This is a genomic window from Kitasatospora putterlickiae (assembly GCF_039527695.1).
GTDB lineage: Bacteria > Actinomycetota > Actinomycetes > Streptomycetales > Streptomycetaceae > Kitasatospora > Kitasatospora putterlickiae.
This window is the reverse complement of the sequence record NZ_BAAAKJ010000147.1, coordinates 1077-11037: the sequence shown is the minus strand read 5'-3', so window position 1 is coordinate 11037 and position 9961 is coordinate 1077. Positions and strand designations below refer to the sequence as shown.

9 protein-coding genes, 1 pseudogene and 1 riboswitch are annotated in these 9961 nt (G+C 73.8%); of the genes and pseudogenes, 2 read left to right on the top strand and 8 right to left on the bottom strand.

Annotation, left to right across the window (positions count from 1 at the left end):
* Window positions 1-107: 107 nt before the first annotated feature.
* The 5 genes from ABD308_RS15330 to ABD308_RS15310 form a co-directional block, all read right to left on the bottom strand.
* Window positions 108-773: an acyl-CoA-like ligand-binding transcription factor gene (locus ABD308_RS15330; protein ID WP_344333862.1), complete on the bottom strand. Its 666-nt coding sequence runs from the start codon at window positions 771-773 to the stop codon at window positions 108-110.
* Window positions 774-880: 107 nt separating this feature from the next.
* The gene (locus ABD308_RS15325) at window positions 881-1345 is read right to left on the bottom strand and encodes an acyl carrier protein (RefSeq protein WP_344333874.1); all 465 of its coding nucleotides are present in this window, start codon (window positions 1343-1345) and stop codon (window positions 881-883) included.
* Window positions 1346-1391: 46 nt separating this feature from the next.
* Window positions 1392-2678: a phosphopyruvate hydratase gene (gene eno / locus ABD308_RS15320; RefSeq protein WP_344333861.1), complete on the bottom strand. Its 1287-nt coding sequence runs from the start codon at window positions 2676-2678 to the stop codon at window positions 1392-1394.
* Window positions 2679-2968: 290 nt separating this feature from the next.
* Complete coding sequence (locus tag ABD308_RS15315) at window positions 2969-3901, bottom strand: LysM peptidoglycan-binding domain-containing protein (RefSeq protein ID WP_344333859.1); 933 nt, start codon at window positions 3899-3901, stop codon at window positions 2969-2971.
* A 5-nt stretch (window positions 3902-3906) separates the two neighbouring features.
* Window positions 3907-4055: riboswitch (cyclic di-AMP (ydaO/yuaA leader) on the bottom strand.
* A gap of 254 nt (window positions 4056-4309) precedes the next feature.
* A complete protein-coding gene (locus ABD308_RS15310) occupies window positions 4310-5623 on the bottom strand; it encodes a cytochrome P450 family protein (protein WP_344333857.1) in 1314 nt (437 codons plus the stop codon).
* Window positions 5624-5830: 207 nt separating this feature from the next.
* Between ABD308_RS15310 and ABD308_RS15305 the strand changes: the two genes are divergently transcribed.
* On the top strand, window positions 5831-6256 hold the full coding sequence (locus tag ABD308_RS15305; RefSeq protein ID WP_344333855.1) for an SDR family NAD(P)-dependent oxidoreductase: 426 nt from the start codon (window positions 5831-5833) through the stop codon (window positions 6254-6256).
* Between the two features lie 81 nt (window positions 6257-6337).
* Here ABD308_RS15305 and ABD308_RS15300 read toward each other — a convergent pair whose 3' ends face one another.
* Window positions 6338-7426 carry a nucleoside triphosphate pyrophosphohydrolase gene (locus ABD308_RS15300; protein WP_344333853.1) on the bottom strand — a complete coding sequence of 363 codons (1089 nt, stop codon included), beginning with the start codon at window positions 7424-7426 and terminating at the stop codon, window positions 6338-6340.
* A 123-nt stretch (window positions 7427-7549) separates the two neighbouring features.
* Between ABD308_RS15300 and ABD308_RS15295 the strand changes: the two are divergent.
* Window positions 7550-8167, top strand: a pseudogene (locus ABD308_RS15295) (phosphatase PAP2 family protein); the annotation flags it as partial.
* Window positions 8168-8353: 186 nt separating this feature from the next.
* On the opposite strand, the gene ABD308_RS15290 reads toward ABD308_RS15295, so the two are convergent.
* Both ABD308_RS15290 and ABD308_RS15285 read right to left on the bottom strand, forming a co-directional pair.
* Window positions 8354-9013, bottom strand: a complete 660-nt coding sequence (locus ABD308_RS15290; protein ID WP_425554774.1) for a response regulator — start codon at window positions 9011-9013, stop codon at window positions 8354-8356.
* Window positions 9014-9089: 76 nt separating this feature from the next.
* Window positions 9090-9961, bottom strand: an 872-nt coding sequence (locus ABD308_RS15285) for a sensor histidine kinase (protein ID WP_425554773.1), incomplete at its 5' end; no start/stop codon positions are given.

Below are 9961 nucleotides of genomic sequence, written 5' to 3'. Positions count from 1 at the left end.
TCCGCCCGCGGTCGGTCGTGCGTGCTCTGCGGCACCGGCGCGGGAGATCCCTCACGCCGGCTCGACGCCGGAATCCCCCCATCGCGCCACCCCCGTCCGGACCGGTGTTACGCGCGGTCCGCGGGAGGCTCGGCGCCCCCCAGGCCGTTGAAGTGGTCGTTGTCCATGAAGGCCAGCACGCGGTCGAGTTCCTCCGCGATGTCCTGGCCCGGGTCCTGGGCCCACCGCAGCATCGCGTCCAGGATGACGCCGAAGACCGCGGCGCTCACCGCCCGGACCTGGACGTCGTCCTGCGGCCGGCCGCCGCGCTCCGCCACCAGTTCGATGATGGTCTGCCGGGCCTCCGCGACGTTGCCCAGGCTGGCCGCCCAGAGCTCCGGCACGGTGAGCATCAGGACGTCCCGGTCGCGCTGCGCGCCGAGCTCCGTCGAGGACAGCCCCTGGAACGTACTCCTGATGGCGTACCGCAGCGCGCGCACCAGGGGCAGTTCCTTGGGCTGCTCCCGCCAGGCGTTGATGAAGAACGCCTCCTGCTCGTCCGAGACCACCAGCTCTTCCTTGGTCGGGAAGTAGCGGAAGATGGTGCTCGTCGAGACCTCGGCCGCCTCGGCGATCTGCTCCATGGTGGTGGCGTCATAGCCCTGGTCGCGGAACAGCCGCAGTGCCTGCTGCTGGATCGCGGCCCGGGTCCGGGCCTTCTTGCGCTCCCGCAGGCCGACGGCCGGCTCACCCTTGTCGGGCGCCGAACCGCCGCGCACCTTCGCCGGAGTCATGGGGGCCTCCACCACCAACGCTCAACACCCTTGCAAGTGACAGTAGGCTATCAAACGAAGTCGACAACACATGATGAACGAAGTGATCCGGCGTACACGACCGGCGCTCAGTGGTCGCCGAACTCCTGGTCGAGCAGATCGAAGATGTCGTCGTCGCTGACCGCGTCCAGATCCGCCGCCGCGTCGTTCCGCGCGTCCTGGAACACCGGGTCCGGACGGCCGCCGGTCGCCTCCCGCCAGTTCCACAGCAGCGTCTCCAGCCGGCCGCCGATCTCCTCGCGCAGATGCTCGTCCGCCGGCGGCGCGACCAGCGCCCGCTCCAGCCGCTGGAGGTCGTCCAGCAGGGCGTTCGCGCCGTCCGCCGGGTCGCCGTCGAGCAGTTCCAGCAGGTGGTCGGAGAGCTCCGCCGCCGTCGGGTGGTCGTAGATCAGCGTGCCGGACAGTTCGAGACCGGTCGCCGCCGCCAGCCGGGTCTTCAGCTCGATGCCGGTGAGCGAGTCGAAGCCCAGCTTCACGAAGGGCAGGTGCGGCTCGACGTCCATCGGGCCCGCGTGCCCGAGCACCGAGGCCACCTCCGCGCCGATCGCCTCCACCAGCGCCGGGCGCCGCCGGGCGGGCTCAGCCCTCGTACTTGAACCGCGGGAAGGCGCCGCGGCCGGCGTACTCGGCGGCGTCGTCGAGGATCTCCTCGATGCGCAGCAGCTGGTTGTACTTGGCGACGCGCTCGGAGCGGGCCGGGGCGCCGGTCTTGATCTGGCCGCAGTTGGTGGCGACGGCGAGGTCGGCGATGGTGACGTCCTCGGTCTCGCCGGAGCGGTGCGACATCATGCAGCGGTAGCCGTTGCGCTGGGCCAGCTCGACGGCGTCCAGGGTCTCGGTCAGCGAGCCGATCTGGTTGACCTTCACCAGCAGCGCGTTGGCGGTGCCGGTCTCGATGCCGCGGGCCAGGCGGGCCGGGTTGGTGACGAACAGGTCGTCGCCGACCAGCTGGACCTTGTCGCCCAGCTTGTCGGTCATGGCCTTCCAGCCGTCCCAGTCCGACTCGTCCAGCGGGTCCTCGATGGAGACCAGCGGGTAGGCGGCGACCAGGCCGGCGTAGTACTCGATCAGCTCGGCGGAGGTGAGCGCCTTGCCCTCGAACTGGTAGGCGCCGTCCTCGTAGAACTCGGAGGAGGCGACGTCCAGGGCCAGCGCGACGTCCTTGCCCGGCACGTAGCCGGCCTTCTGGATGGCCTCGACGATGAGGTCCAGGGCCTCGCGGTTGGAGTCCAGGTTCGGGGCGAAGCCGCCCTCGTCGCCCAGACCGGTCGACAGACCGCGCTCCTTCAGCACGCCCTTGAGGGTGTGGTAGACCTCGACGCCCCAGCGGACGGCCTCGGAGAAGGACTCCGCGCCGATCGGGGCGATCATGAACTCCTGGATGTCGACGTTGGAGTCCGCGTGCGAGCCGCCGTTGAGGATGTTCATCATCGGGACCGGCAGGACGTGCGCGTTCGGGCCGCCCAGGTAGCGGAACAGCGGCAGGTCGCTGGCCTCGGAGGCGGCGTGCGCGACGGCCAGCGAGACGCCCAGGATGGCGTTGGCGCCGAGCGAGGACTTGTCCGGGGTGGCGTCCAGGTCGAGCATGGCCTGGTCGATCAGGCGCTGCTCGGTGGCGTCGTAGCCGACCAGCTCCGGGCCGATCTGCTCGATGACGGCCAGGACGGCCTTCTCCACGCCCTTGCCGAAGTAGCGGTTCTTGTCACCGTCGCGGAGCTCCAGCGCCTCGAAGGCACCGGTGGAGGCACCCGACGGGACGGCGGCACGGCCCGTGCTGCCGTCGTCGAGGCCGACCTCGACCTCGACCGTGGGGTTGCCGCGCGAGTCGAGAATCTCACGGGCGACGACGACATCGATGGACGGCACGAGGCATCTCCTAGCGGAAGCAGGGTCGGCTGACGTGGGGTGCGGTCGGCCGGACGATTGCGGAGTCGTTACGACCAGAGCCTAACCGCACGGGCTGTCCGGGCCACGTCGACCTCGGTTCCGTCTCAGCGTGTGGCCCGGCTACCCACCGGTAGTTCACCTGGTTGCCCGGCCGGAGAGGTCCGGATGCGGACGAAGGGGGCCCAATCGGCCCCCTCCGTCCATCCGCTTCGTCCGTCCGCTTCGTCCGTCCGGTTTCGCCCGCCCGGTCAGACCGGGCGGACCGGTCGTCAGGCGAGGGTCAGGACCTGGCCCGGGACGATCAGGTTCGGGTCGGTGCCGACGGTGGCGCGGTTGCCGTCGTACAGGGCCTTCCAGCCGCCGGAGACGCCCTGGGCGGTGGCGATCCCGGCGAGCGTGTCGCCGGAGCGGACGGTGTAGCCCTGGCCGGCCGGCTGCTGCTGCTGCGCGGCGGGGGCCTGGGCGGCCTGCTGGCCGGCGTACTGCTGGTAGACGCCCTGGTGGCTGGTCCAGTACCAGGCGCCGTTGCTCTGGTACCAGTACACCTTGGCGTCGGCGTCCCAGCCGGCCTTGCCGGAGAAGGCCGGCGACTGCTGCTGCGCCTGCGGGGCCTCCTGCTTGGGGGCGGCGTGCTTCGGCGCGTACGGCTGGGCCGCCTGCGGCTTGGCGGCCTGCTGGGTCTCCTGCTTGGGCGCGGCGTGCTTCGGCGCGGCGGCCTTCGGGGCCTCCTGCTGCGGCTTGGCCTCCTGGGCGGCCTGCGGGACCTGCGGCTTCGGGGCGGCCGGCTTGGCGGGCGTCGAGGTGTCGACCGCCGCCGGGGCGCCGCCCTTGGTCAGGCCGGCCTTCTTGGAGCAGACCGGCCAGGCGCCCGGGCCCTGCGAGGCGAGGACCTTCTCGGCGACCGATATCTGCTGGGCCTTCGAGGCCTGGTTGGCCTGCGGCGCGTAGGCGGCGCCGCCGAACGCCTTCCAGGTGCTGGCGGTGAACTGGAGGCCGCCGTAGAAGCCGTTGCCGGTGTTGATGCTCCAGTTGCCGCCGCTCTCGCACTGGGCGACCGCGTCCCAGGTGGAGACCGGGGCGGCGGAGGCGCCGGTGGCGCTGAGGATCGGCATCGCCAGTCCGACGCCGGCGACGCCGGCGACGGCGATGGCCTTCTCGGCCTGGGTACGGCGACGGTGACGACCGGTTCCAACGAGCAGCATGAAGAGGTCCCTCTCCGCACGCCTGCGAGGTGAGCTGTCGGGTTCGGACCGGGAGGTGGCCCGGCCGCGCTGAGGCGGCTTCACCCCTAGCCGTGGGAGACGGCGCAAAACCTGGGTCCCCCGCCCCTGCCCAGGGTTCTGGTCGGTTTCCCGTGGCGCGGCGGGCAGGACTCGGCGTTCCGCGCACGGGGCCCGCAGCTGCGGGCTCCACGGAGAGTAGACAGATCTTCAGAGCAATCACAAGCTCATATCGCCGATATCACATGGACATCACGTCATGTGATTGATTGCCTACCAACCGGGGCGGTATGTCCGGATTGAGGGTGGTTCAGATGCCTGGTAACCGGGTAACGGAGAGCGCCCGTCAGTGCCTCGTGCGGTTCCGTCAGCTCCCGCCCGGGCCCGCCGTCAGCTCCCCGAGCCGGTCTCCGAGCCGGTCTCCGGAGCCTTCCCGACGGGCGCTTTCTCCGGCGTGAATTCCACCGGAAGTTCACGGAGTCCACGCATGATCAGACCACCGCGCCAGCGCAGCTCCTCCGGGTCCGCGGCGAGCCGCAGGTCCGGCAGCCGGGTCAGCAGGGTGGCCAGCGCGGCCCGCCCCTCCAGCCTCGCCAGCGGCGCGCCGATGCAGTAGTGGATGCCGTGCCCGAACCCCAGGTGCGGGTTGTCCGTCCGGGCCAGGTCCAGGGTGTTCTCGTCGGCGAACCTGGCCGGGTCCCGGTCCGCCGCCGCGAGCACCACCAGCACCGGGTCGCCGACCGGGATCTCCACCCCGCCGATGGTCAGCGGGCTGGTCGCGAACCGCCAGGTGGCCAGTTCCACCGGCCCGTCGTAGCGCAGGAGTTCCTCGATCCCGGTCTCCAGCAGAGCGCTCTCCCCGCGGGCGACGGACTCCTGGAGCAGGGCGCGCTGCCCCGGGTTGCGCAGCAGCGCGTACACGCCGTTGCCGATCAGGTTGACCGTCGTCTCGAAGCCGGCGAAGAGCAGGATGAAGGCCATCGCCGCGGCCTCGTTCTCGGTCAGGTGCTCGCCGTGGTCGCTGGCCCGGATCAGCCCCGAGATCAGGTCGTCGCCGAGGTCCGCCCGCTTGCGGTGGATCAGCTCCGCCAGATAGGCGCGCATCCGCTTCACCGCGCGCCCCACCCCGCCGCGCTGGCCGCCGCCCTGCCCCGGCTTGGTGTGCCGCAGCATCATCCCGGCCCAGTCCCGGAAGTCGTCCTGGTCCTCGGCCGGCACCCCGAGCAGGTCGCAGATCGCGTAGATGGGGAGCGGGAAGGCGAACTCGTGGATGAGGTCGGCGGACCCGCGGGCCGCGAAGCCGTCGATCAGCCGGTCGGTCAGCCGCTGCACCTGCGGCTCGAAGGCCGCCACCCGGCGCGGCGTGAACGCCTTCGACACCAGCCGGCGCAGCCGGGTGTGGTCCGGCGGGTCGATGTTCAGCAGGTGCGTCATGAGGTCGGCCTGGCGTTCGCCCGGGATGCCGACCCGGCCGGTGCGGTGGGCCTGCTCGCTGTGGTGCACCGGGTTCTTGGAGAGCCGGCCGTCCGCGAGCGCCTGCCGGGCGTCCGCGTACCGGGTGACCAGCCACGCCTCCACCCCGCTGGGCAGGGTGGTCCGGTGCACCGGCTCGTGCTCGCGCAGCCACGCGTACGCGGGGTACGGATCGGCGGCGAACTCCCAGGTGAACAGGGGCGGACGGGCGGAGGCGGGCTGAGCTGGCATGGGTCGACGGTATCCCGGGCGTGTCCGGCCCACCGCACGGTGCGCGCGCGGGTGGCGGGACGGCGGTCCCGAGCGGCCGGGCGCGGCAGGCGTGAGCCTGGTCACCTGAGGGGTAATTCCTGTCGCGGAGGGTCAGGACCTGCCTACGATCCTCCGCAAGATGCGCGTGGGCGCCGGTGCGGAGCCGCCCACAGGGAGGAGCAAGCCATGCGGGTCAACGGTTCGGTCGTCGTGATCGCCGTACTCGACGGCGGGTCGGGGGCGGACCTCGCCCGCTGGCTCACCGCGGCGGGAGCCGCCGGCATGCTGATCGCCGACCTGCGGGTCGGGATCGCCGAGGACCTCGCCACCGAGCTCGACCGGCCGGGCTGCCCCGTCGTCGGCGTCTGCGGCGACGTCCGCCGGCCCAGCGACGTCGCCGCGCTGGTCGACACCGCCGAGAAGCACCTGGGCCCGATCGACCTGTTCTGCGTGGCCGGACCGGACGGCGAGCGGATCGTCTCCCTCGCCGACCTGCCCGACCACCTCGACCTGGAGCGGCTCGCCGAACTCGTCGCCCTGGTCGGCGAGGCGATCGGCGAGGTCGTCGTGCCGGCGCAGCGCCGGCCGGTGGAGGACGTCGCCGCCGCCTGACGTCCGAGGCCCGGCCGTGGCCGGCCGGGCTGTTCGGTGCGGCTACCCGGTTGGGCTACTCGGTGGGGCCACTCGGTGGGGCTACTCGGCGGGCTTGAGCCCCTCGGCGGCGCGGACCGCGTCCCGGTAGCCGCGCGCCGAGGCCCGCAGCGCGGCGTCCACGTCCACCCCGGCGTCGTGCGCCCGCTGCGCGACCGCGAGCAGCAGCCGGCCCACCGACTCCGCCGTCAGCCCGGCGGGCAGTTCGTACGGCTCGTCCGGCACGCCCGTGAAGCCCGCCCGGCGCACCCGGGACACCAGCTTCGCCGCGTAGGCGAGCGAGGGCAGCCCGGGCGGCACGCCGTCCAGCACCGACTCGCGCTCCGACTTCTCGGCCGCCTTGAGCGCCTCCCAGCTGGCCTCCACCTCGGCCGCACCGCTCGCCTCGGCGTCGCCGAACACGTGCGGGTGGCGGTACATCAGCTTGTCGACGATGTCGCCCGCCACGTCGTCGATCGAGAAGGCGCCGGTGGGGTGCTCCTCGGCGATCCGGGAGTGGAAGAAGACCTGGAGCAGGACGTCGCCCAGCTCCTCGCGGAGCATGTCGCGGTCCCCCTCCTCGATCGCCTCGACCAGCTCGTAGGCCTCCTCGACCAGGTACTTCACCAGGCTGGCGTGGGTCTGCTCGGCGTCCCACGGGCAGCCGCCCGGCGAGCGGAGCCGGTCCATCACGGAGACCAGGTCCAGCAGCCGCGCGCCCGGCAGGTCGTACGAGCCGGGCAGCACCTCGATCTCCGGCACCTCGCCGGCGTGCTCGACCGCGAGGCGGGCCAGCGCGTCGGTCAGCCCGGGGTCGCCGTCCGGGCTGCCCAGCCAGACCGTCGGGCCGGCGTCGGCGTCCTGCCCGGCCTGACCGGCGGGCTGACCGGCGGGCTCGGTGTCCTGACCGGCGGGCTCGGCCGGGCCCTCGGTCAGCAGCCGGGCCAGCGCGGGGGCGGAGCCGGGGGCCACGATCCGGACCTCGACGCCGGCCTGCGCCAGCGCGGGCAGCTGCGGGTGGGCGGGGTCGGCGGCGAGCACCCGCCCGGCCGACCGCAGCGCCTCCCAGGCGGGCCACGACAGCAGGCCGGGGGCCACCCGGTGGGTGGTGATGAGGAGGATCAGCTTCGCGCCCGGAGGATTCGTCGTCACACCCCGAACCTACCCGTCCGGCCCACACAGCTCGGGGTGCGCGTCAACCCTGACGATCGTCAAGGTCGGCCCCTGTCTTTCGGGTCGGGTCGGCCACCCCCTCCGCACCCTACGGTCCGTGGCATGACGAACACGCTCAGGAACAGAACGGCCCTCGCGGTGGTGCTGCTGGGGGCGGGCACCGGCGCGGTCGGGTGGCTGGCGCCGGGGCGCGCGGGCGGGGACGGACCGGTCCGGGTGGTCACCGGCTGGTCCGCCGACGCCTACCGCCGGGTGGCCGACGCCGTCGCCGACGCCCCGCCCCGGCTCGCCGCCCTGCTGGAGCCCGCCACCGAGGCCGGGCTGCTGGTGCTGGGCCTGCTGCTGGTGCTCTGCTGGTGGACGGCGCGCGGGCGGCGGGCCGCCGACGCGGTCGCGGGCGTCGCGCTCACCGGCCTCGGCACGGTGCTCGGGTACGGGGCGAGCGAGTTGCTGAAGCTCGTGCTCGACGAGGAGCGGCCCTGCCGGGCGCTGGCCGCCCTGCCGTCCACCGCGCTCGCCGACTGCCCGCCGCCGGGTGACTGGTCCTTCCCCAGCAACCACGCGACCCTGGCCGTCGCGCTGGCCACCGGGCTGGTGCTGCTGCGGCCGCGCCGGGCGGCCTGGGTGGCCTGGGCGCCGTGGCTGCCGTGGCTGCCGTGGGCGGCCGTACCCGTCGGCCTCGGCACGGCCGGCCTGCGGGTCGCCGCCGGGGTGCACTACCCGCACGACGTGCTCGCCGGCGCGGTCCTGGGCGGGACGGTCACGGCGGCGGTGGTCGTCGCTCTGCTGCCGTCCGCGACGGCGGCGGTCGGCGCGCTGGGCGGCGTGCGGCTGCTCGGTCCGCTGCTGCTCCGTCCGCTGCCGGCGACGCCCGTCCTGGCACCCGGCACGGCGTCCGGCACGGCGTCAGGACGACGGGCCCGCGGCCAGACCGGCCTCATGGGCGAGGACGGCGGCGGCCGCCCGGTTGGCCACCCCCAGCCGCGCCAGGACGTTGCTGACGTGCGCCTTCACCGTGCCCTCCACCACCCCGATCCGACGGGCGATCTGGCCGTTGGACAGCCCGGCGGCGACCAGCGCCAGCACGTCGCGTTCGCGGGCGGTCAGCCCGGCCACCCGGCGCTGGGCGGCGGCCCTGCGGTCGGCAGGCCCACCGGCCCCGCTGGCGGCGAGGTGGGCCACCACCCGGGCGGCCACCCGGGGTGAGAGGTAGGCAGCGCCGTCCGCCACCGAGCGGACCCCGGCGATCAGCTCCTCCGGCTCGCCGGACTTGATCAGGAAACCGTTGGCGCCCCCTCCGAGGGCCCGCAGGATGTAGTCGTCCTCACCGAAGGTGGTCAGCATGACGATCCCGGTCGGCGCCCCGGTCCGGGTGGTGACGGCGCCCCGGCGGATCTCGGCGGCGGCGGCGATGCCGTCCGTCCCGGGCATCCGGATGTCCAGCACCGCGACGTCCGGGCGGTGGCGCCGGACCAGGTCGACCGCCTCCCGCCCGTCCCCGGTCTCGGCGACGATCTCGATGCCCGGGTCGGTGGCGAGCACGGCCCGCACCCCGGCCCGCACCATCGGCTCGTCGTCCGCGATCAGCACCCGGATCGGTGGGCGGGCCCCGTTCTCCCGCTCCACGCCGTTCACCGGGCGCTCACTGGATCAGGGCGTCCAGGGAGATCAGCACGTCGTTCCGGAAGCAGAGCCGGTACGCGTCCCCGGAGCGGTCGTCGTTGAACGTCTCGGCCGTCATCGCGTAGTACTCGCATGTCACTCCCTCTCCGCCGGGCGGTGGGTTGCCCACGGACGGATGGTACGGAAACTGACGTTCCGGCAGAAATCGCTGGACGGTGGCCCGGTCCTGGCCGACGCGCAGCGACGCGTAGTCGGCGGGGTCGAGGACGGACCGGCCGGTCACCTGGATGGTCCAGCCCCGCAGCACGGCGGTCAGGACCAGGGCGACGGTCAGCGGCACCAGCACCACGGCCGCCATCATCCGGCCCACCCGGCGGCGGGCCCGGCGCAGTTCACCGGCGGGCGAGACCGACACCGGCAGCGGCTCCGGGCCGCCCGCCGGGGCACCGGCACGCGGCAGCCGGGCCCGGACCTCGAAGCCCCCGTCGTCACGGGGCCCGTGCCCGAAGGTGCCGCCGGCCAGCCTGACCCGCTCGGCCAGACCGATGAGGCCGCGACCACCCGTCACCGGCCCGGGCGAGCCGCCGCCCGGGGGCGGTCCGTTGACCACCCGGACCACGGCACCGTCCGGGGAGTACCCGACCCGCACCGCGACCGGCGCCCCCGGGGCGTGCTTGGCGACGTTGGTCAGCGCCTCCTGGACCACCCGGTAGGCGGCGTGCTCGGCCGCCCTCGGCAGCCCGTCCGGCTCACCGGTCACGGTCAGCCGGACGTCCAGGCCCGCCGCGGCCGCCTCCGCCACCAACTGCGGGACGCCCGCGTCGGCCGGGCCCCGGGCGGCGTGCGCATCCGTCTCGTCGCGCAGGACGCCGATCACCTCGCCGAGGCGCT

Excerpts from the sequence above, each read along its gene's own strand:
- ABD308_RS15330 (WP_344333862.1), bottom strand. The coding sequence starts at position 773 with ATGACTCCGGCGAAGGTGCGCGGCGGTTCGGCGCCCGACAAGGGTGAG.
- ABD308_RS15315 (WP_344333859.1), bottom strand. The coding sequence starts at position 3,901 with ATGCTGCTCGTTGGAACCGGTCGTCACCGTCGCCGTACCCAGGCCGAG.
- ABD308_RS15310 (WP_344333857.1), bottom strand. The coding sequence starts at position 5,623 with ATGCCAGCTCAGCCCGCCTCCGCCCGTCCGCCCCTGTTCACCTGGGAG.
- ABD308_RS15305 (WP_344333855.1), top strand. The coding sequence starts at position 5,831 with ATGCGGGTCAACGGTTCGGTCGTCGTGATCGCCGTACTCGACGGCGGG.
- ABD308_RS15290 (WP_425554774.1), bottom strand. The coding sequence starts at position 9,013 with ATGGTGCGGGCCGGGGTGCGGGCCGTGCTCGCCACCGACCCGGGCATC.